We start from the raw sequence: 21,097 nt of genomic DNA on the forward strand, positions 1-21,097 counted from the left end.
TCTTGCATTCTCGGTTCGCCGAATAGAAAGAACACAGCAAAAATCCGGCCGGAAGTGATCGCACAGCACGCCCGCGCGCACGTAGGTGACCGTGACGATGAGCCTCCACAAGCTGACGGCGGGGTCGGGGTACGACTACCTGACCCGCCAGGTCGCAGCGATGGACGCCACGGACAAGGGCCACACCGGCCTCGCGAGCTACTACACCGAGAAGGGCGAGACACCCGGCGTGTGGGTCGGCTCCGGCATGGAGGGACTCGAAGGGCTCGACGCCGGCGACGTCGTCACGGCTGACCACATGCAGAGCCTGTTCGGCTCCGGTCACCACCCGCTGGCCACCCAGCGGACCAAGGACCTAGACCTGCGCATCGGCCGCGACGGCGTCGACCGGCCGACCGACGCGGACTACAAGACGGCCCGCCAGCTCGGCACGCCGTACAAGGTCTACGAGAACGACATCAGCCCGTTCCGGATCGAGGTCGCCAAGCGCATCGCGGCCCTCAACGAGGCCGCCGGCCTGCCGGGTGACTGGCCGGTCCCCGCGGCCGACCGGGCCAAGGTCCGCACCGAGGTCGGCACCGAGTTCTTCCGTACTGAGCACGGCCGCGAACCCGCCGACGCACGCGAGCTGGCCGCCGCGATCGCCAAGCACTCCCGACCGAAGACCAACGCGGTGGCCGGCTACGACCTGACCTTCTCCCCGGTCAAGAGCGTCTCGGTGCTGTGGGCGATCTCCGACCCGAAGACCGCCGCGGTGATCGAGCGGGCCCACCAGGCGGCGATCAAGGACGCGCTGGGCTTCATCGAGTCCAAGGCACTGTTCACCCGCCGGGGCACAAACGGCGTCCGCCAGGTCGACGTCCGCGGCCTGGTTGCCACGGCGTTCACCCACCGCGACTCCCGCGCGGGAGACCCTGACTTGCATACGCACGTCGCCGTGGCTAACAAGGTCCAGACGCTCGACGGCAAGTGGCTGGCCATCGATGGCCGGCCACTGCACAAGGCGGTGGTCTCGGCCTCGGAGACCTACAACACCGCGCTCGAGCGGCACCTGGTCGACGCCCTCGGCGTGCGGTTTGAGGAGCGGCCGAACGAGGACGCCCGCAAGCGGCCGGTGCGCGAGATCGTCGGCGTCGACCCCGAGCTGAACCGCCGCTTCTCTAAGCGCCGCGCCAGCGTCGAGGACCGCCGCAAGGTCCTCGCGGCCGCGTTCCAGGCCACCCACGGCCGCCCGCCGACGCCGGTGGAGACCATCCAGCTGTCCCAGCAGGCGACGCTGGAGACCCGCGAGGCCAAGCACGAGCCGCGCTCGCTGGCCGAGCAGCGCGAGACCTGGAGCCGTGAGGCCATCGAGGTGCTGGGTACCCCTCAGCGGGTCAAGCAGATGGTCCACGGCGCACTGAACCCGAAAGGCGCAGCGCGGTCGCTGGCCGACTCGGCCTGGTTCGCCAAGACCTCCGACCGGATCGTGGCGACGATGGAGGGCGGTCGCAGCACCTGGCAGTTCTGGCACGTCTACGCCGAGGCCCAGCGGCAGGTCCGGGGCGCCAACGTGCCCACCAACCAGGTCTCCCGGGTCGTCGACCTGCTCGTCAGCGAGGTCCTCGACGGCCGCTCGGTGAGCATGGCTCGACCCTGGGACGCCATCAGCGAGCCGGTCGAGCTGCGGCGCGCGGACGGGGCCTCGGTCTATACCCAGAGCGGCGCCGAGCTGTTCACCTCGGGCAAGGTCCTGGCCGCCGAGCAGCGCCTGGTCGAGGTCGCCGGCCGGCACGACGGGTACGCCGTCACGACCGACTCGGTCGACCTGGCGCTGCTCGAGTCGACCGCCAACGGCATCACCCTCAACGCCGGACAGGCCACGCTGGTCCGCGAGATGGCCACCTCCGGTGCCCGGCTGCAGCTGGCGATCGCGCCCGCCGGATCCGGCAAGACCACCGCGATGCGAGCCTTGGCCAGCGCCTGGGCTGATGGCGGCGGCACCATCATCGGCCTGGCTCCCTCAGCGGCGGCCGCGGACGCCCTGCACTCCCAAATCGACGCCCAGACCGACACCCTTGCCAAGCTGACCCACTCGCTCGAGCAGGCCCGCGAGTCCGGCGCCGCGATGCCCGCCTGGGTCGCCGGCATCGACTCCTCCACCCTCGTGGTCATCGACGAGGCCGGGATGGCCGACACCCTCTCGCTGGACGCGGCGGTCTCCTACATCCTCGAGCGCGGCGGCAGCGTCCGACTGATCGGCGACGACCAGCAGCTCTCCGCGATCGGCGCCGGCGGCGTGCTGCGCGACATCCGCGCCACCCACGGGGCACTGCAACTGACCGAGCTCGTCCGGTTCAAGGACCCCGCCGAGGGCGCCGCCTCGCTCGCGCTGCGCGAGGGCAAGCCCGAGTCTCTCGGCTTTTACCTCGACCGCGACCGCGTCCACGTAGGCGACCTGGGCACCATGACCGAGGACGTCTTCGCGGCCTGGCAGGCCGACCGTGCCGCCGGCCTGGACTCGATCATGCTCGCCCCCACCCGCGACCTGGTCAGCGAGCTGAACCAGCAGGCCCGCGCCCACCGGCTCGAAGGAATCGACCCGGCCGACGTTGCCGCCAGCGGGCCGGTCCGCCGGCTCGCCGACGGCAACGAGGCCTCAATCGGCGAACTGATCATCACCCGCGAGAACGACCGTCGCCTGCGTACTTCGGCCACCGACTGGGTCAAGAACGGCGACCGCTGGAACGTGCTGGAGATCCACGACGGCGGCGACCTGACCGTCCAGCACACCCAGCACGGCCGCACCGTGCGGCTGCCCGCTGACTACGTCGCCCGATCCTCCGAGCTCGGCTACGCGTGCACCGTGCACACCTCCCAGGGCGTCACCGCCGACACGATGCACGGCCTGGCCACCGGCAGCGAGTCGCGCCAGCAGCTCTACACGATGATGACCCGCGGCGCGCACGCGAACCACGTCTACCTCGAGGTCGTCGGCGACGGCGACCCGCACTCGGTGATCCACCCGACGCTGGTCCGGCCGCTCACGCCGACCGACATCCTCGAGTCGATGCTGGCGCGCGACGACACGCAGCGGTCCGCGACCAGCCTGCTGCGCGAGCAGGCCGATCCGGCCACCCGGCTCGGCGAGGCCGCACAGCGCTACCTCGACAGCCTCTACGTCGCCGCGAAGGACCTCCTGCGCCATGACCACGTCGGCCAGGACGCCAGCGGCGCCCCAATCAACGTGGTCGACGCCCTGGACAACGCGGTCGAAACGCTCGTCCCCGGGCTCTCGGAGGAGGCCGCCTGGCCGACCTTGCGTGCCCATCTGCTGCTGCTCGGCGCGGCCGGCGAGAACCCCGTCGACGCGCTCCGGGCGGCCGCCGGCGACCGGGAGCTGGAGACCGCGCACGACCGCGCCGCGGTCCTCGACTGGCGCCTGGACGCCTCCGGCCTGCGCAACGCCGGCGCAGGGCCGCTGCCGTGGATGCCCGCGGTCCCGGCCCGCCTGGCTGAGGACCCGCACTGGGGCGCCTACCTCTCCCGGCGCATTCACCTGGTCGAGCAGCTCGCCGACCAGGTCCGAACGCGGGCGACTGACCAGGCAGCACTGCCGGCGTGGGCACAGAGCGGCCTCCGGCCCGAGGCCGCCACGGTTGCCAACGTCGAGGTTTGGCGGGCCGCCATGCAGGTCCCGGTCGACGACCGGCGACCGACCGGTGCGCCGCAGCTGCAGAAGGCCTCCGCGACTTGGCAGCGACGGCTCAACCGCGCCGTCACCGGCGACCACACGCCGGCGCTCAAGGAATGGCGCCAGCTGCTCTACTCGCTGGCCCCACAGGTCCGCGACGACGAGTTCACTCCGCTGCTCGCCGAGCGGCTCGCCGCGATGTCCCGCGCGGGCGTCACCGCCCACGAGCTGCTGCGCACCGCCACCGCGGCCGATCACCCGGCCGGGCCGCTGCCCGATGAGCACGCCGCGGCGGCCGTGTGGTGGCGCATGGCCCGTCAGCTCACCCCGGCCGTTGCCTCCCAGATCGGCGACGGTTCCCACGGTGAGAGCGTCACCGCCCAGTGGACTCCGCGGCTCGCGGATCTGTTCGGTCCCGAGCGCGCCGCGAGCATCCAGGCCAGCACCTGGTGGCCCGCGCTCGTCGCGAACGTGGACCACGGCTTGCAGCGCGGCTGGCAGGTCGAGGCTCTGCTGGGTGCCGGGCGGGCGATGCCGAGCGACGGCTGGGAGGGCGTCGACGAGTGCCAGGCGCTGGTCTGGCGGACCTCGATCGCGCTGGAGACCGCTCCCGACGAGCACGCGCACGAGTACCACTTCGACGAGCCGCCCGCAGACCTGTGGGACGGGATCGAGCCGGACCCGGCGACGCTCGTCGACCACGCCGCAGACCCCGACTGGGCCGACTGGCCGCTCGCCGAGGACCCCGGCCCGTACGACGAGCTCGCGGCCGACGAGCACGTGGTCGACGCCGTCGCTGGCGACCTGGTCGACGTCGACGTGGACCAGTTCGTCGAGCCCGACCTGACGCTGGCCGCCTACATCCGCGACCTCGGCGGCAGCCGACTGGAGCCCACCGACGCCGACCTCCGGGTCATGTACCAGCGGGCCGACGAGTGGCACTCCTCTCCCGTCTCGCGTGAGCGCATGCTCGAGATCAACGACATGGCACGGGCCTTCTTCGAGGCCCGGTTCACCGACTCGTGGGGCCGCGACTACCTCACCGGACGGTTCGGCATCGACCTCGCCGGCGACGAGCGGTTCCGTCCCGGTCAGGCGCCAGCCGGGTGGACCAACCTGGTCGACCACCTGCGCGGCCGCGGTGTCAGCGACGCCGAGATGATGGCCACCGGCGTCGCCACCGAGGCCAGCACCGGTCGCCTCATCGACCGGTTCCGCGACCGGGTGATGTTCCCGGTGATCCACCAGGGCGAAGTGCTCGGCTTCGTCGGCCGCCGCCGACCCGACCTGACCGACGCCGACAAGGGCGGCCCGAAGTACCTCAACACAGCCGACACCCCGCTGTTCCACAAGGGCGCCCAGCTATTCGGTGTCGTCGACGAACTGCTCGCCGAGGGTGCGGTCCCAGTGATCGTCGAGGGCCCGATGGACGCCGTGGCGGTCACGCTGGCCAGCGCCGGCCTCTACCTCGGCGTGGCGCCGCTCGGCACGTCACTGACCGATGAGCAGGCCGCCCAGCTGGCTGCCGTCGGCCGCGACCCGATCGTGGCCACCGACGCCGACCTCGCTGGCCAGGTCGCGGCCGAGCGCGACTTCTGGATGCTCACCCCGCACGGCCTCGACCCCGGCTTCGCGCGGTTCCCCGACGGCCTCGACCCCGCCGACCTGCTCGCCCAGCGCGGGCCCGCCGCGCTCACTGCCGCGGTGGCCAGCGGCCAGCCCGCCTTCCGCTCGCTCGGTGACCAATTGCTCACCGAGCGGCTGGACAACCTCGCCCCGGAGAAGACACATCTGGCCGCCATGCGGGTCATCTCGGCACGTCCCAGCCGCGCCTGGGAGCCGGGCGTCAACCAGGTCCGGGCCCGGCTGCAGCTCTCCCAGTTGCAGGCGCGACGCGACCTGCGCGACGCGATCAAGAGCTGGGATGCCGACCCGCGGAAGGCGGCACTGGCCGAGCTCCACAAGAGCAGCGAGGTTCGCGCACGGCTCTCGGCCGCGGCAGAGAAGACCCTGGCCGAGCGGTGGGCCACCTTGGCTCTCGAGCTCGACCCGCGGCTGCTCGAGCAGCGCGACTGGCCGGCCACCGCCGCGATGCTGCAGCAGGCCCACGAGCAGGGTCACGACGTCGGCGCCGCCACGCGCCGCCTGGTCGCTGAGAAGCCCCTGGGCGACAGCCCTGCGCGTGACCTGCGCTACCGGATCGTGTCCCGCCTCGAGATCCCGATCGACACCGGCGAAGGCACCCCGGCGCCAACCCAGTCGCCGGGCGCATCACGAGATCGGCAGGACGTGAACCGTCCGCGGCCGCCCCGCCGCGGTACCCCACGCCGCTGACCCGCTCCGGAAGCACGCAGGCTGGCGTCACGGTAAGACCAGCTGCACGATCCTGTGGTCGCGGTGACAGCGGCCTCCGCAGCCGGTCTCGTCGATCAACGTCTTCGCCTCCAACGCACTATCAGCCGTCTGGTGCAGGGACACGGCTCCGTGCCGGTACCTGACAGGCCCAGAAGGTCTGCACGCCACCAACGCGATAGCTCCTTCGCCGGAGACCCACGGAGCGTCGTTCCAGATGCACTTCGCCATCGTCAGATAGGTCCTGTGCTTACGTGAGCAATTGTGCTGCCGCCAAACTGGTCCCAGATCGGTTGGAGTCACGATCGTCATCCTCACGCAGCGAAGAAGCCAGGGTCTACCCAGGCCGCGGCCGACCGGATGGACTACGTCGGCTGCCAGCCGCTGAACGGGCCAACGAGGTCGGCCCGGCTGCTACCAGAGAGGTGTTTCGCCGCCGCGTTCGAGACGTCACCCAAGGCGACGGCGCATGGCTGCGAGCCGCGCCTGCGGCTCGGGGTGGGTTGCGAACCACCGCCGCTCCAGCCGCGACCATGCGGGGCCGCCGTCGGGCGTCGGCCGCGCCAGGCCTTTCTCGTAGAACCGCATCAGCTCGGCGGCCGCGTCCAGGTCGCGAGTCAGGTTGATGGCGAAGAGATCGGCGGCGGCCTCCTCGCGTCGGTCGAAGGTGAAGCGGAGACCGAGAAACGCCACGGCCGCACCCATCGTGGCCAGCAACGAGGGGCCGGCCAGCTGAGGCGAGGCCGCTAAAGCAGCTGCAGTGAGACCAGCGCCTGCCAACACGAGGAGTAGGTAACCGACCAGCCACGAGTACCGCGCCGCGGCCGAACTGCGCTCGCGGCGGATGACGTGGCCGAGCTCGTGGGCGGCCAGGCTCTGCACTGCGCCGGCGCTGAGGCCGGTGAGCGCGGCCCGCGCGAACACCACGGTGGGGGGACGACGAGCCCGGAAGCGGGTCACCGCGAGACCACCATCGCCCACGGTCCCATCGGCTTCCCCGGCGACCGGGGCGCCCAGGGTCGCAACTACGTCGGTTGCCGGAGGCGGGACGTTCGCGACTGCGGCGACCGCGGCCATCGCCGCGGCGGCCCGCTGCTGCAGCACGACGTCGACCGGGCATGTTTGCCCGCTGGCGCGCCAGCTGACCGACCAGGCGAGCAGGACCTTTGCAAGCGCCACGATCAACAGAACGGCTCCGCCGAGGTAGGCGATAGCCACCACGATGAGGAGCGCTGAGGTCAGCTGATCCGGCATCAGTTCTACGCCTGGGAGGTCGAAGGGGCGAGAACGCTCAGAATGGCTCTCCCACAACGAAGCGGTGTGTGACTACCCGCTGGCACGGGTTTCCGTTCTCTCAGGCGTTCTAACGCCGTCTTGAGCCCGTCGTGCCCACTTCATCGCGATGCAGTGGGCGCGAGCTCCACGTCTGGGGTCGACCCCGTCGACGGGACTGCGCGGTCCTCGGCCGCTCGGCCGCGGGCGGCTGTCGCAGGCTCCTCGAGGTCCTCGGTCGCCTCGACCAGCTGACGCTGCTCTTCTGTGCTCGATACGCCGTAGCGGCGTTCGGCCATCGCCTCGACCTGTACAACGGCGTTCCACACGTACTCACCCGAGCCGTGGGAGTAGCAGGCGTTGACGTGTTCGCGGGCGTGGCCGAGCTCCGTCTTGCTTGAGCGCGGGTGCTCGCCGAGAGCCTTGAGGGCGCGCTGGGCTCGGGCGATGGCCTCGGAGCGTTCGTTCATCTGCATCATTCGCGGGGTCCCTTCTCGGTGCGGGTGCGCGGCTGAGCGCCGCCCCGCTCGTCGTCGTGGATTTCGCCGGTGTCGAGGTCGACGAGGCCGAGCCGCGGTGGACCGGCCGGGGGTTGTTCGTGTGCCCGCCGGTTGACGGGCAGAGCGTCGATGTCGTGGGCGAACGTGTTCTCGCGGCGCTGGCGGCTGGTGTCGGCCAGGTGCTCACTGTGGCGCGGCTTGGCGGGCCAGCTCTTGTGCTCGTCGTCGCAGTGGGTGCGCAGCCTGTTGCGCATCCGGTCCGTGAACGCCGGCAGGCAGTAGCGGTGCCACTCCTCGAGCGCGTCGCTGGTCATCGCCAGGCCTGCCCGCCGGCGCTGGTCGGCCAGGATGGCGATCTCGTGGACCAGGTGCGGGTGCAGAGGCCAGCAGCTGGGGATGAGCCCGGAGACGTCCCAGGTGTACTCGCGGTTGAGCCAGATCACGACGTCCTCGAGCCACTCCCACAGGTCGTGACGCAGCTCGGGGTCCAGGCAGGTCGCCGGCTCCCAGGGCCGCGACAGCAGCGCGTGGTGGCCGAGGGCCTTCTTCTCCTCCTCGGTGCCGTTGATGGCGATGTGGAGCTCGCGGTAGGCGAGCCGGACGTGGTCCCCGGGGACGGGGAACGGGAAGACCATCAGCGTGGGTGCCGCCGGGCCGGTCTGTTGCTCGGTGGTCACAGTTCACTCCTTGCGTGGTCGGTCTCGTCGTCGACGAAGCCGAGACGGCGTGCCTCGACGAGCGCGGCGGTGGCTCGGGCCTCGGGGGTGATGACCATGCGCCGGTCGTTGGTGAGGCGCTCGCGCAGCGCCCGCTGGTCGGCCAGCAGTCGTTCGCCGGCCTTGCCTTCGACGCAGCGGTGCAGCTTGGCGATGATCGGCTTGCCGTTCTCCGCGACGACCAGAGCTTGGCGTTCGGGCAGTTGCCGGACTTCCTCGGGCCGCATGATCGGGATGTCGTCGCCGGAGAAGCTCCGGCCGCCGCCGTTGAACCCGCCCGAGGAATGGGTGACCCGCCCGATGCGGACCGTTCCGAGCAGGTCGGAGATCTCCTGGTTAAAGGCGACGTCCTTGGAGCCGCCGAACATCACCAGGGCGTTGGTGAGGCCGAGCAGTGCTCGGGCCTCGTGCTCACCGAAGATGCTGGTCAGCTGGGGCCGAGTCTGGGCGGCCCAAATGAACGACAGCCCCAGGGCGCGCTCGTTGGCCATCCGGGTACGCAGCGTCGGAAGCGGAGCGGTCGACGGCAGCTCGTCGAGCACCGAGACCAGGGGCGGGCACAGCCGGCCGCCCCACGAGGAGCTGTTGGCCAGCAGCAGGCCGGTGTCCAAGACGTGCTCGGCCACGGCGGTCATCAGCGGGCTCGCCGAGGCGTAGGGGTCTTCGCGGCCGAGCAGGTAGATGGTGCCGCGTCGACGGATCACGTCGGCCAGGTCGGTGGCTGGCCGTCCGGGGCTGGGAATGCAGCGTCGCCGGATGTCGGCCTGGAAGAACAGCGAGACCGACTGCTGCACCGTGGTGACGGTGTTTCCGGCGGTGCGGTCGTCACCGTTCAGCGCCCCGTGCAGGAGGCCGTGCCAAAACGGCTCGGCGTGCGGGTGCCGCCGCAGGATCTCCATCGGCTGGGTGGCTGCCGTGGGGTTGGCGACCCACTGCAGCACGTCCTCGAGCGTCCTACCGGTCAGCGCCGCGGCGTGGAAGTAGCCCTGCAGCACCTTCGCGGACTCGGCGGCGTAGAACCGCGCAGCATCGTCGCCGGTGCCGCCGGTGATCGCGCCCTTGACGGTGCCGGCGGTGAAAGCCTTGGCGCGCCGCTCGGCGACCTTCGGGTCCACGCAGCCGGCGATCGGGTCCCAGATCAGCTCGTCGACGACGCCCTCGGCCAGGCCGAAGGGGTCCAGCACCACGCAGGGCCGGTCGTCGCGAGAACGCTCGGTGAGGCTGAGCAGCAGGTCCTCGACCTTCGTCAGTGTCACCAGGGCGGCACCCGGAGCGCCGAGCAGCGCAGGGGTGAGCAGGTCGAGGGTCTTTCCGGATCCCTGCGGGCCGATTACGCCGGCGGTGCGGTCCCACGGCACCCACAGCTCGCCGCCTCGCGGCTCGTGGGCATCACCGATGCGCCAGCCCACGTCCCAGGGGTCGAACCTCAGCTTCATGGCGCCACCTCCGGAACGGTGTCCCCGCACGGGGCGAGGCATCGACGGCAGATCACCGCACTGCCGCGGCGTTCTTCTGCTCTGCGACCGAGGAGCAGGAAAGAGGCGTCGGACAGCAGGTCGCGCGCCTCGCAGAGGAGTTCCACCTGGCCGGCAGCCACGTAGTGGCGCTCGACGAGGACCGGCCGGTGTCCGCGGCGGCGACAGCTGCTGCCGCCCAGGCGGCGGCCGCGGGTGCGAAGTGTCGGGTTGCCGTGCAGTGGGGTCTCGTTGCTCATCGGTCTTCCTTCGTTCGCCGGCCGTGCAGGAGCCACGGGCTGAGGCCGTGACCCAGATGCGGGCCGGGTTGTTCGGTGAGGTCGCCGGCGGTGCCCTGGACCGGTGCTGGTGTCGCGGCGGCGTGCTTGCCGTAGATGTCCGGGCGGACGATGCCGGCGACCTTGCGGAGCCGGGTGACGCCGAGCAGCTTCTCGGCCTCGGCTGCGGTCGCCATGCCTCGCATGCGGCCCGGGCCCCAGCGCTGGTAGGCCCACGCGCCGAGCCAGACGGTCGCGGTGAGCAGCGCGACCTCAGTCAGGGCGAGGCTGACCCAGACCAGGCCGCGACCGGCCAGACCGTCGGGAGTGGGGCTGGGCAGCCCGGCGTCGGCGTGTCCGCCGAGGACGCCGGGAAGGCTGGTCCAGAAGGCGGTGCCGATGGGTGAGGGGAACGCGCCGGCGTTGGCGTCGGGCCATGTCCATCCGGCGCCGGCGACCAGGTTCGCGACTGATCGTCCGAGTTGGATGCCGATGACAATGACGAACAGGGTCGCCAAGGCCACCGCTACGGGGATCTCCCAGGTCCACGGGTAGGGGTCTCGTCGTCGCTCACGCTGCATCGGTCTGGCCACCTCCAGGCGGTCGTGGGTCGTTGGGCCTCGCTGGTCACCTATGTGCTGTCAGGGCTCCGGTGCGATCACACGGCGTGGCTCGGGCGTGATGCGTTCTCTGCGAGCCAGGTCGAGGGGTCGACGTTGTCGGGGCCGTAGATGGAGCCGTTCTTGAGGTGGACCTCGAAGTGGAGGTGGCAGCCGGAGACGTTGCCCTCCTTGCCGACCTGGCCGATCGGCTCGCCGGCTGCGACGGTCTGGCCGCGGCTGACGCTGACGGTCGCCATGTGGGCGTACCAGGTGGTCAGGGACCCGGCGCCGGTGGTGACCTTGACCAGCTGCGGCCCAGCCCAGGAACGCTGGGTGGTGTCGATCTCGATGGTGCCGGCGTGGGCGGCGTAGACGGTGGTTCCGCAAGGTGCGGAGAAGTCGGTGCCGGTGTGCCACTTGGACCAGTAAGGGCCGGTCTCGTGCCAGTTGTGGTTGTCGGTCCCGACGTACTGCGCGGGCACCGGATAGACGACCTCGTCGCAGGAGGCGCCCTCGAGGCCGACCGGCTGGACGGAGGCGCCGGGCTTGACGTTGATGTGGACATGGTCGAGGTGGTTCTCGGTAGCGCTACCGCGGTCCTCCATCGGCCGCCAGCCCTCGCCTGCGCGGGCGACCGACCAGATCCGCTGGTACCAGATGATGTAGTCGATGCCGAGCTTCTGGGCATTGGCCTTGGCGTAGGCGGCGAGACGGTCGCCCTGCGCGCGGCCCGCCGCGGTGAGTGGCACCATGAAGTCGGCCGCGAGCCCGGCCGGGTGGCCGTTGGGGTCGGTGGCGCTCTCGCGGTAGCCGCCGACGGTCTTGATGTCGAACATGGGGCCGAGGATGTTGACCAGCTGGGTCAGCTGCGGCTTGACCGGGCCGAGGTTGTACTTGGCCTCCGCGGTGCCGGAGTCAACTGCGCACCCGGCGCTGCTGCCGGCGGTGGTGGCGGTCACCAGCGGGTGGTCGGCGATCTTGCTGGCCTGGGTGCTGGTGTCGACCGCGGCGCTGGCCCAGGTGAGGTTGGCACCGTAGACGTGGTCGATCGGCGCGTCCTGCTTGGGCTTCTTGCAGGGCTCGGCAGAGCCGCCGAAGGCGTTGCTCAGCTCAGGGGTCAGTGCGCAGTGCGAGGAGTTGTTGCCGTCCTTGCCGTCGTTGAAGTCGCCCAGGATCACCGCAGGGGTGCCGGCGCCTGCGAGCTCGGTCATCGTGGCCAGCTGGCGGCGCAGCGCCTCCTGGCGGTGCCCGGCGGCGTTTCCTTGAGTGTTGGCCGGGTTGTGGATGCTCCAGACCCAGATCACCTGCCCGGTGGTCGTCGAGGTCAGTTGCACCAGGGGCATGCCGACGTCCTTGCCGCCGAAGTAGGGGATGTCGACGAGGCGGCCGTCGGTCTGCTCCCACTCGTTGCGGTCCCAGATCACCCGGTTCTGTGCCTTCCCGCTGGCCGGGTACATCCCCCACTTGGCCGCGTACTTCTCCAGCGCTTGGGCCTGCGGGCCATGCACCTCCTGGAGGCCGGCGATCGAGATGTCGGCGTTCTCGATCGTGCGCATGGCGCCGGGCAGTCGCTTGTCCCAGGTGTCGTACCCGGGCCGCTCCCCCGGCTTGTCGGTGTGGCCGGCGCCGAGCAGGTTGAGGGTGCCGACGGTGATGGGGTTGACTGTCTCGCCCTGGCAGTTGGCGACGTTCGTGGTGGAGCCGTCGTCGGGCAGGTCGGGCAGGTCGCCGCCGAGCAGATCGGTGATGTCGCCGGCGACGTCCTCCCACTGGGCGTAGGCGTCGGGGTAGCCCGAGCGCTGGACGGCCTGCGCGGCCTGGGTGAGCGGCATGTTCTGCCAGCCGGGGATGTCGAGGAGGCCGGGGTTGCCGGTGTGCTGGGCCTGGCCGAAGAACGCGCGGGCCGCGAGGACGGGGTTGGTGATCTCGGCCCGGCTTCCCCAGCCGGCCGAGGGGCGCTGCTGGAACAGGCCGCCGGAGTCGCGGTCACCTCCGGTGAGGTTGACGAGCTTGGACTCCTGGATCGCGGCGGCGATCGCGATCTGCAGCCCGTAGCGGGGAATCTCGAGGTCGCGGGCGACCAGGGCGATGGTGATCGCGTTACGGGCCTGGTCGGCGGTCATGGTCGGGTAGTTGGACGCGAACCGCAGGCGCATCAGCTGGGCGAGCACGTCGCCGGCCGGCGGCTCGGCGGACGTCCGGGCGGTGGTCGCCGCGGGAACGATCCCGTCGGTCGTGGTGGTGGTCTCGGGCGCGCTCTCCGGGCCGGCGCCGTTCATGGCGATGCGAGCCGAGAGCCAGTGGTGGTCCGACACCATCGTGCCGTCCCAGCCCTGCTCGAGACGGGCGCCCTGGTGGTGTGGGAAGAAGATGAAGTCGACTCCGTGGTTGTGCCATCCGTAGCCGGCGGCCTTCATCTTCGCGGCCGCTGTCCAGGGGATGTCGGTGTAGGAGGCCTGGGTGTTCATGTCGCCGCCGATCAGCACCGGACCGTGGGCGGCCAGTGAGTTTCGCAGCTGCAGCAGGATGTCCATTCCGGCGCCGTACTGCTGGGGCCGGGTCAGCGGCGGGTTGCCGTGCTGCGTCGGCCAACGGTGCGGGTTGGTCATGTGGTGGGTGGAGACCACCGAGACCACGGAGCCGTCGGCGCGGCGCAGCATCACCCATGTCGCGAAGCGATCCCACGTGACCGGACGCCCGTCGTAGAAGGTCTTGTCGTCGTCGACGAGTTGGACCCGGCCGCCGTTGACCTTCGTCCAGGTCGCGTTCTTCCAGAGGACGACGTTGCCCATGGCCTGCTCGGCGCCGGTGCCGGTGCCGGCCGGGGCTGCCACCCGGAAGGCTGAGTAGCCCGGCGTGGCGGCTTCGATCTGCTCCAGGCTCCAGCCGCTGGCCTCGTTGAGGGTGACGAACTCGGGGTTCTGGGACAGGACCTTGGGCATGGAGGCCCGGAACCCGTCGAGGCCGGAGCGGCGCGGGATGTTGGCCTGCGCCATGGTGATCTTGCCGTTGACCGGGCCGCCCACCGGGCCGTCGATGGCTCCGAGGTCACCGAGCTCGGTAGGTGCGGTGCCTTGGCTGCTCTGGGTGCGGCACTCGGCGGCCGCGGTGGTCGTCATCACCACCATCAGCGTCACGAGGAATGGCAGCCCCATGAAGATGATCAGGACGGGCAGTCCCGCGAGCAGCAGCTTCTTCATGACAGGTCAGTCCCGAGGTCGCGCGCGCTCAGGCGGCGGACTCGATGGCCTCGTTGGTGTAGTAGAGCTTCTTCTCCAGCGGGTGGAGCACCGTCTGCACCTTGTAGGTGGCGTCGCCGATGCACCACAGGGCGCGGCCCTTGTCCTGCATGGCCCACCCGGAGACGAGGTCTTGGGCGATCGGGCCGAGCCCGAGCATGAAGTCGAGCTCGCGGGCGACACGGGGCTTCTGGGCACCGAGGATCTTGATGTCGGCCAGCTCGAGGAGGTCCTTGGCGATCATCGCGGCCTGGGAGTCGGCGTCGCCGACCGAGAGCAGGTCGGAGGGCTTGTGGAGGTTGCAGAACTGGATGTCGCCGCCCTTGCCGGCCATGCCGCGTGAGAGCCGCAGGTCGGCGTCGAAGCTCGCCACTGCGGCGGTTCCGAGGCGCATCTGCTTCCAGACCTCGTCGCGCACCACGATGCGCAGGTCGCCTGGCTCGGCGATCTCCCGCAGACCACGCCCCCAGGAGTTCATGCACAGCAGCGCGATGCCCACGGCCTCATCGCCCAGGCCGTCGAGCCGGGAAAGGCTGAACGACTGGATCGGGGCCCGCCAGTCGACCTCGATGTTGGTGAAGTCGTCGAAGAGGCCGGCGAGGGTGCCGGTGACCAGCTCGCCGAGCGCGTTGCGCAGCAGCCGGGTCTCGTCGAGGAACTGGCGGGTGTTCGCGTATTCGCAGGCCCGGACGAGCTCCTCGGTGGGGTTGCGCAGCAGGTCCCACAGCCGCGGGATGGTCGTCTCCTGCAGGACGCTGTTGCCGGCGGCGTAGCCGGTGAGGATCGCCAGCGCATTGCGCACGACGTCGCTCTCGTCGGGGCCGAACGGCACCCGGCGCTCGTCGTCGATCTTCATGCTGCCGACCAGGCCTCGGACCAGGACGAGCCACCGCTTGAAGATGATCGTGGCTCGGCGCTGCGCCTCCTCGGCCGAGAGCTTCTCCCACCCGTCGCCGAGCGGCCCCATGGACAGCGGGTTGACCCGGGCCCAGAAGCCGGGGGCGATGACGAAGGGTTCGACACCGAGCGCGCGGCACAGCGACTCGTACTCGTCCTTGACGTCGCCAGTGACCAGGGTGCGGTAGCCGAACGGCATCATCCGGGTGCAGAACGCCTTGGTGGTGCCGGACTTGCCACTTCCCGGCTTGGCGAACTGGAAGATGTTGGGGTTGGTCGCAGGTACGTCGTCGCGCAGCACCCAACCGAACGGGTCGCAGTAGAAGCTGCCGCCGGAGAGCTGGTCGACGCCCATCTGGGCGCCCGTCGGGGGCAGGGCGGGAGCGGAGACGAAGGGCCAGAACACCGGGGCCTGGTCGCTGGTCATCCGCCAGGCCATCGCCGGGGCGGTGGCGGCGGCCCAGCCTCGGCCGCGGCGGGTGGCACCGCGGCGCGGCGCGTAGCGGAAGAGCCGGGGCTCCTTGGCCTCCGGGGCGAGCGTGGGGATCGTGGGCAGGTCGTGCCCGAAGTCGGAGAGCAGGGCTGCCATGTCGCGGCCGCCACGGCGGTTCCGGCGGGTGGTGGTCATCAGGCGTCTCCGCTCCGGGTCAGGCTCGTGCCGAGGGGGATGGTGGACGCGGCGAACCCGACGTCCTGGGCGAGGTCGAGGCGCAGCGGGGCGAACCCGGCGCGTCGGACCGAGGCGTCCAGGCGGCGGCCGAACTCGGTGATCCGCATCGACTTGGGGACGGTGACCGTGCACACGCCGTAGGGCCGGGTCAGCGAGTTGCCGCGGGCCAGCTTGGCGTCCAGGCCGCGGGCCTTGTGGGCTTCGTCGCGCTGCTTGGCGCGGGTCTTGCGGCCGAGCTTCTCGTTCATCCCCTCGGCCAGGTCGGCGGCCCACTCGGCGTTGCCGGACTGCCGGTCGGCCTTGGTCTGGGAAACGATCGGGTACGCGACGACGAACGATCGCCGCTCACCGAACTCGCTGGGGGTGAGGATCGGTGCCAGGGCACCCATCGCGACGCCGCGGGTCGGCAGCTTGATGGTGGCGCTGACCGAGTTCCAGGCGTCGTGGCTGTAGTGCCGCAATGCGGCGTCGGCACCCGAGGGGCCGGCCATCGCCCACGGGACGTCGGCGTTGACGCTTGGGTCCTTCTCCCGCAGCGAGAGGGCCTCGACGATGCCGGCGCGGTCGCCGGGGGCGAATCCGGTCCGGCAGGCCAGCGCGAGCTCGGGGCTGGTGAGCCAGCGCACCGTCGTCATCCCCATCGGGCCGCGCAGCTGGGCCTCGATCTCGGCCATGAGCAGGTAGAGCTCGCGGCAGCGGCCTTCGAAGCCGCCCCCGGACTCTTTGGCCGACCTCGCGATCCGGGTCTCCGGGACCAGGATCGTCACGAACTGCTCGGTGCGCACCGATGCCTGGGTGAGGCCGTGGGCCAGGTCGCTGTTGACGACCTCCGACAGCTCCGGGGCGTTGGGGCGGCGGTGGCGGTTGACCCACAGGTCGCGCTCGGCGCCGTCCTCGGGGACGGTGCGCACCATGAAGAGGATCTCGTCGAGCTTCTCTGTGCGACCGGCGACGTCGAGCAGCCCGGCCAGGGCCTCGCCGTAGCGGGCGCGCTCTTCGGTGTCCTTCATGCCGATGCCGGGGTGCACGATCGAGGCCGTGACCGCCCAGGTCTTCATGGCGTGGTCCTCGATGATCGCTACGCGCTGCAGCTGCGAGCCGTGCGGCGGGCCGTCGTGGATCTGGACGCCCTGGAGGACCCCGGGCAGGTCCGGGGTGTCGAGGTCCTCGCCGCGGCCTTGGGTGGCCTTGGCACGGAACGAGGTCCAGCCGAACAGGCCGCCGACGGCGTACATCGTCGAGGCGAACACCCAGCCGGTGGCCGAGCGGCCGCGCACCGGGATCACGGTGATGGCCAGCAGGAACACCCAGACCAGGGCGAACAGAAACGCGGAGAACCACGCTCCGCGGCTGATTGCCCAGAACGCCGGCAGGCTGGCCAGCGCCAGGAACATCAGCTGGCCTCCGGAGAGGCCGAAAAACCAGCCGATGCGGTCGCGCTGGTAGTCGGCGTAGGTGGTCATCGTCGGCTTCCCTTCTGGTCAGTGAGGTCGGTGGGTGTCGATCGGCGCTCGAGGTGGGGCGGTCGGCGCATCGGTTACACCGCCACCGGTGGGATGCCGCCAGCTGCCGCGCCGGCGCCGCCGGCACCTCCTGCTGCTCCCCCGCCGCCGGCGGCCGGCGTCTTGGGAGCGGCGTCAGCTCCTCCGCCGCCCTGGCCGCCTGAACCGCCGCCGTGGCCGCCGCCGGTGGGCAGCGTCGGCGGGGTGGGCGGCGCAGGAGGCGTGGGCGGGGTCGGCATCGACGAGTCCTCGTCGCTCTGGTCGCCGTTCTGCGACCCGGGGTGGGTCCCGCCCTGGCCGCCGGACTGCCGTCCACCCAGGCCGCTGAAGTCGGGGCCGTAGGTGCTCTGGCCGACACCGGCCTGGTTGGTCTCGTCCGACATCAGCGAGGTCGCCTTCGCGCCGGCGGAGTTGATCCAGCCCATGCCGGTCGACATGGCCTGGCCGACCGGGCCGAAGCTGCCCAGGGCGCCCTGGGTCGACTTGCTGAACCGGTCGCCGGTCGAGGCTTCGGCGCTCTGCTCGCCTGAGGAGCGGCCGTTGGCGTCGGTGGTCGACGCAGCCGACGAGCCGCCACCTGCGCCGCCGCCGCTGAGCAGGCCCTGGAGGCCGCCCTGGATGGCCATGCCCTGGCGGAACGACGCGCCGCTGGGGGTGCCGGGGTCGACGAAGGCCAGGAGCTTGAACAGGGACAGCGGGGCGACGACGCTGATCAGGATCGTCATCACGGCCGGCAGCGCGGTGCCGAACGCCTTGGCGGTGTCTTCGGCGAGGTGGGCGGCGACTCCGTTGGCGAACTGCACGCCGATGCCCAGCACCATCACCATCAGCACCGGGGTGAACGCCGCGGCGTGGAACCAGCGCAGCGACTTCCAGAACCAGGAGCGGGTGAACTCCGAGACCAGGCCGGCGGCCGCGAGCGGCCCGGTGGCGGTGAGCACCAGCAGGGACGCCGCGCGGGCCAGGTAGACCAGGACGTGCCCGATGGCGGCCAGCCACAGGAAGATCCCGAGGAAGGCAAGAGCGGTGGCCACGCCGGCGTCGGTGATGTCGTCGATGCCGAGTCCGCCGAGCGGGTCCCAGTCGGGCCAGGTCTGCACCTTGAGTAGCGACTTCATCAGCGCCTTGGTCAGCGCCCCGCAGGCAGCGATGATCATGACGCAGTACCCGAACCAGCAGGCGCACACCAAGACGAACTGGCCGGACCCGATGAAGGCCCGGGCGAGGCTCTTGCCCTCGCGCTTGAAGGCCGCGGCGCCGAGCTGGATCATCGCCAAGATGACCACCAGGGCCAGCGCCAGCCACAGGGTGAAGGCGTAGACGTCCTTGCCCGGGCCGTCGGCGCTCAGGTCCGGAGTCAAGAACAGCTCGCTGAACGTGAGCACGATGCGCAGCACGAACAGGCCGGAGTTCCAGATCGCAAGCATGGCCGCGGTCCAGGCGTCGGCTGCGGCCTTGGCGATGACGTCCCCGATGGCCTCGAACGGGTTGGGGATGTCGCCCAGTCCGGGGATGCCGCCGCCGAAGAGGTCACCGACGTTCGGCAGACCGGGGATCCCGGGCAGCCCAGGGACGCCCGGAAGCCCGGGCAGTCCGCCGATGTCGCCGCAGATCGCGTCGAGGATCCCGCAGCCATCGGGGAGCAGATCTCCCGCGCCGTCGAGCAGGTCGCTGGCACCGTCCTTCACATCGCCGGCGGCGTCCTTGCCGCAATCGATCGGGTCTTTGGCGCAGTCGACGGCGTCGCCGCCGAGGTCGCACAGGGCGTCGGGCCCCGGGCAGCCCATCTTGAGGTTGCGGGCCGGCAAAGTGCCGCTGGTCGCCACCGGGGCGACTGGAGCGAGGTGCGCTGTGCTGGCGGCTGGCTCGCTGGCCGTTGCGGCGGGAGGCTGGAGGGTCGAGGCAGCTCCGAGGAGCGTGGTGAGCACCAGGAGCGCCAGGGTGGCGATGCCGAGTCGGCTCGCCCGGCGCACGGCGGTGATGACGGTGTTCACTGGGGAGCTCCGTTGATCCGGATCCAGCCGGCCTTCTCAAACTCGGGGGTGCCGGGCGACACCGCCTGCGGCTGGCCCTCCGAGACCAGGTGCTCGATGTCCGCGTCGCTGCCCCGGACCAGTCGCCAGTCACCGTCCAGCCACCGCATCAGCTGGGTGCCGGCGTAGAGGCTGTCCTTGACCTGGCCGTCGGCGGTGGTGAGGGTGACGTAGCTGAGCAGGTTCACCGCGTAGTAGCCGGTGTCGAGCTGCTCGAGGGTGTAGGCGACCGGGGTGACGGCGTACGACGCGGGGGCGGGCACGTCGCCCTCCTTCGCGACGCCGGCCTGCTGGCGGCGCAGCGCGATTGCGGCGCGGGAGCGCTCCTCGAAGACGGCCTTGTCCTCGGGGTTGGCGTAGAGGCGGGCGACGGTGACGGCCTGGTCGTAGTCGAACCCGAGCTGTGCCTTGGCCAGCTCGACCTGAAGCGCCACGGCGCCCAGGTCGGTGGCCGGGAATCCTGTCGGGTAGCCGTCGATCTGGTCGTCGCCGGTCGGGATCACGACGCCGTCGGCCGGTGCGGTGTCCGGTGCGACCTGCTCGACCGATGCGCTCTCGACCGTCTGGCTCGAGTTGTCCCCGCCGGTGGTGTCGGGGCCGCCGGAGTCGTCGTCGGCCCGGGTGCGAGCACCGAGCCAGACGACGGTGGCCACCATGCAGGCGATCGCCACCAGGATGCCGATGCGCACCAAGGTGGCCCGTGAGTCGTCGTTGCCGGTCGTCAGGTTCTTCATCAGTGGTCCCCTTCGATGTGGTCAGGGTCAGTGGTGTCGTCGGTCGACCAGGTGCGCCAGCCGGCCTCGTGGGCCAGCTGCGTGCCGGGCCAGGTCGCGGGGGCGGGTGCGGGCGGGGCGCCGGGGGCGACCATCCAGCAGCCGCCGACCCACTGCATGCGCTCGCAGTGAGCGAAGGCGATCTGGCCTTCCTGCTTGTAGGAGGCGGTGACCTTCATCAGCACGCAGACGGTGGTCCAGTCGGGCCCGTCGGTGCCCTTCACGAGCGCGGCGGCCGGCTCAAGGGAGACCGAGGAGCTGGGGTGCTTGACCTCGCCCATTCCGGTGCTGGTCAAGAAGGCCTGGACACTGGCGGTGATCCACCACTCGTCGGCGCGGACCCCGCCGGGCAGGGCCCAGGCGTTGTAGACCTCCGCCGCCGTCGTCAGGCTCATCGACTGAAGGACCGCGAGGTCGATCTGCGCGAGCTGCCCGATCGCGCCCTCGGGGGTGTGCGGGAACCCGGTCATCACGAACGCCGGTCCGTTCACACCGGTGCCAGCCGGGATCTTGATGAGGGGCGCCTTGGCGCTGGTGGTCTCGGCCGGGAAGGCGGCGTTCTCGGGAACGGCCAGCATCGGCTCGGCCGCTACCTGGTCGCGGTGCACGGCACCCTGGGCCACCGTCGAGCGATCGGTCTCGCCGGTGGCGACGTCGGTGTTGGCGCTGGCTTCCTCGCCGATCCCGGCGACGGCCAGGTAGACCGCGTAGCCGAGGCCACCGAGCAGGAGCGCAGCCACGACGGCGGCGGCGACCAGGATTCCGAGCAGGCGGCGCCGGCCCCACTCTGTGGCGCCTTCGGCCTTCTTCGTGGCTGCGCGCCGCATCAGATGCAGCCCTTGCCGAGGATCCCGTTGAGCATGCCGGGCAGGACCAGGTAGGCGATCGCGCAGGCGAACACGACCACCACCGAGATCACCCCGACCTTGGAGGCGTGCGGCAGGGAGAACACGCGGCCGGCGATGATCGCGCCGATGGCGATCACGATGCCGAGGCCAAACAGGACGATGACGCCCCACAGCACGTAGCTGGTGATCTCGTTGGTGGGTCCGACGGCACCCGGCGGCGCCTTCGGGCAGACCTGGGCGGCCATCGGGAGGAGAGCGGTCATGACGTCCATGGGTGGACTTCCTTTC

14 protein-coding genes are annotated in these 21,097 nt (G+C 71.0%); 1 reads left to right on the plus strand and 13 read right to left on the minus strand.

Annotated features, from left to right (window positions below):
- The first annotated feature begins 97 nt into the window (after positions 1-97).
- Positions 98-6,007, plus strand: a complete 5,910-nt coding sequence (gene mobF / locus FZC61_RS15990; protein WP_148615161.1) for a MobF family relaxase — start codon at positions 98-100, stop codon at positions 6,005-6,007.
- Between the two features lie 468 nt (positions 6,008-6,475).
- Here mobF and FZC61_RS15995 read toward each other — a convergent pair whose 3' ends face one another.
- The 13 genes from FZC61_RS15995 to FZC61_RS16055 all read right to left on the minus strand — a co-directional run bounded on the left by FZC61_RS15995 (position 6,476) and on the right by FZC61_RS16055 (position 21,081).
- On the minus strand, positions 6,476-7,279 hold the full coding sequence (locus FZC61_RS15995; protein ID WP_148615162.1) for a M48 family metalloprotease: 804 nt from the start codon (positions 7,277-7,279) through the stop codon (positions 6,476-6,478).
- Between the two features lie 140 nt (positions 7,280-7,419).
- Positions 7,420-7,767, minus strand: a complete 348-nt coding sequence (locus tag FZC61_RS16000) for a hypothetical protein (RefSeq protein WP_148615163.1) — start codon at positions 7,765-7,767, stop codon at positions 7,420-7,422.
- A 5-nt stretch (positions 7,768-7,772) separates the two neighbouring features.
- Positions 7,773-8,474: a hypothetical protein gene (locus tag FZC61_RS16005; protein ID WP_148615164.1), complete on the minus strand. Its 702-nt coding sequence runs from the start codon at positions 8,472-8,474 to the stop codon at positions 7,773-7,775.
- Positions 8,471-9,949, minus strand: a complete 1,479-nt coding sequence (locus tag FZC61_RS16010; protein ID WP_246142729.1) for a type IV secretory system conjugative DNA transfer family protein — start codon at positions 9,947-9,949, stop codon at positions 8,471-8,473. Before FZC61_RS16010 ends, FZC61_RS16005 begins: the two co-directional genes overlap by 4 nt.
- Positions 9,946-10,227, minus strand: coding sequence for a hypothetical protein (locus tag FZC61_RS16015; RefSeq protein WP_148615166.1), 282 nt, complete (start codon positions 10,225-10,227; stop codon positions 9,946-9,948). The genes FZC61_RS16010 and FZC61_RS16015 overlap by 4 nt, the downstream gene beginning before the upstream one ends.
- Positions 10,224-10,826, minus strand: a complete 603-nt coding sequence (locus FZC61_RS16020; RefSeq protein ID WP_211357278.1) for a hypothetical protein — start codon at positions 10,824-10,826, stop codon at positions 10,224-10,226. Before FZC61_RS16020 ends, FZC61_RS16015 begins: the two co-directional genes overlap by 4 nt.
- A gap of 77 nt (positions 10,827-10,903) precedes the next feature.
- A complete protein-coding gene (locus FZC61_RS16025; protein ID WP_148615168.1) occupies positions 10,904-14,047 on the minus strand; it encodes a VldE C-terminal domain-containing protein in 3,144 nt (1,047 codons plus the stop codon).
- Positions 14,048-14,075: 28 nt separating this feature from the next.
- Positions 14,076-15,611 (minus strand): ATP-binding protein, encoded by a 1,536-nt coding sequence (locus FZC61_RS16030; RefSeq protein ID WP_170286127.1) that lies wholly within the window; start codon positions 15,609-15,611, stop codon positions 14,076-14,078.
- A complete protein-coding gene (locus tag FZC61_RS16035; protein ID WP_148615169.1) occupies positions 15,611-17,116 on the minus strand; it encodes an SCO6880 family protein in 1,506 nt (501 codons plus the stop codon). The genes FZC61_RS16030 and FZC61_RS16035 overlap by 1 nt, the downstream gene beginning before the upstream one ends.
- A gap of 74 nt (positions 17,117-17,190) precedes the next feature.
- The gene (locus FZC61_RS16040; RefSeq protein ID WP_148615170.1) at positions 17,191-19,149 is read right to left on the minus strand and encodes a type IV secretion system protein; all 1,959 of its coding nucleotides are present in this window, start codon (positions 19,147-19,149) and stop codon (positions 17,191-17,193) included.
- Complete coding sequence (locus FZC61_RS16045; RefSeq protein ID WP_148615171.1) at positions 19,146-19,922, minus strand: hypothetical protein; 777 nt, start codon at positions 19,920-19,922, stop codon at positions 19,146-19,148. Before FZC61_RS16045 ends, FZC61_RS16040 begins: the two co-directional genes overlap by 4 nt.
- A complete protein-coding gene (locus FZC61_RS16050; RefSeq protein ID WP_148615172.1) occupies positions 19,922-20,788 on the minus strand; it encodes a hypothetical protein in 867 nt (288 codons plus the stop codon). The genes FZC61_RS16045 and FZC61_RS16050 overlap by 1 nt, the downstream gene beginning before the upstream one ends.
- Complete coding sequence (locus tag FZC61_RS16055) at positions 20,788-21,081, minus strand: hypothetical protein (protein WP_011755687.1); 294 nt, start codon at positions 21,079-21,081, stop codon at positions 20,788-20,790. Before FZC61_RS16055 ends, FZC61_RS16050 begins: the two co-directional genes overlap by 1 nt.
- Between the last annotated feature and the right edge of the window lie 16 nt (positions 21,082-21,097).

Origin of the sequence: Nocardioides rubriscoriae, assembly GCF_008087085.1 — a bacterium.
GTDB lineage: Bacteria > Actinomycetota > Actinomycetes > Propionibacteriales > Nocardioidaceae > Nocardioides > Nocardioides rubriscoriae.

Excerpts from the sequence above, each read along its gene's own strand:
- FZC61_RS16015 (WP_148615166.1), bottom strand. The coding sequence starts at position 10,227 with ATGAGCAACGAGACCCCACTGCACGGCAACCCGACACTTCGCACCCGC.
- FZC61_RS16055 (WP_011755687.1), bottom strand. The coding sequence starts at position 21,081 with ATGGACGTCATGACCGCTCTCCTCCCGATGGCCGCCCAGGTCTGCCCG.
- FZC61_RS16045 (WP_148615171.1), bottom strand. The coding sequence starts at position 19,922 with ATGAAGAACCTGACGACCGGCAACGACGACTCACGGGCCACCTTGGTG.
- FZC61_RS16035 (WP_148615169.1), bottom strand. The coding sequence starts at position 17,116 with ATGACCACCTACGCCGACTACCAGCGCGACCGCATCGGCTGGTTTTTC.
- FZC61_RS16030 (WP_170286127.1), bottom strand. The coding sequence starts at position 15,611 with ATGACCACCACCCGCCGGAACCGCCGTGGCGGCCGCGACATGGCAGCC.
- mobF (WP_148615161.1), top strand. The coding sequence starts at position 98 with ATGAGCCTCCACAAGCTGACGGCGGGGTCGGGGTACGACTACCTGACC.
- FZC61_RS16025 (WP_148615168.1), bottom strand. The coding sequence starts at position 14,047 with ATGAAGAAGCTGCTGCTCGCGGGACTGCCCGTCCTGATCATCTTCATG.
- FZC61_RS16000 (WP_148615163.1), bottom strand. The coding sequence starts at position 7,767 with ATGAACGAACGCTCCGAGGCCATCGCCCGAGCCCAGCGCGCCCTCAAG.
- FZC61_RS15995 (WP_148615162.1), bottom strand. The coding sequence starts at position 7,279 with ATGCCGGATCAGCTGACCTCAGCGCTCCTCATCGTGGTGGCTATCGCC.
- FZC61_RS16010 (WP_246142729.1), bottom strand. The coding sequence starts at position 9,949 with ATGAAGCTGAGGTTCGACCCCTGGGACGTGGGCTGGCGCATCGGTGAT.
- FZC61_RS16020 (WP_211357278.1), bottom strand. The coding sequence starts at position 10,826 with ATGCAGCGTGAGCGACGACGAGACCCCTACCCGTGGACCTGGGAGATC.
- FZC61_RS16050 (WP_148615172.1), bottom strand. The coding sequence starts at position 20,788 with ATGCGGCGCGCAGCCACGAAGAAGGCCGAAGGCGCCACAGAGTGGGGC.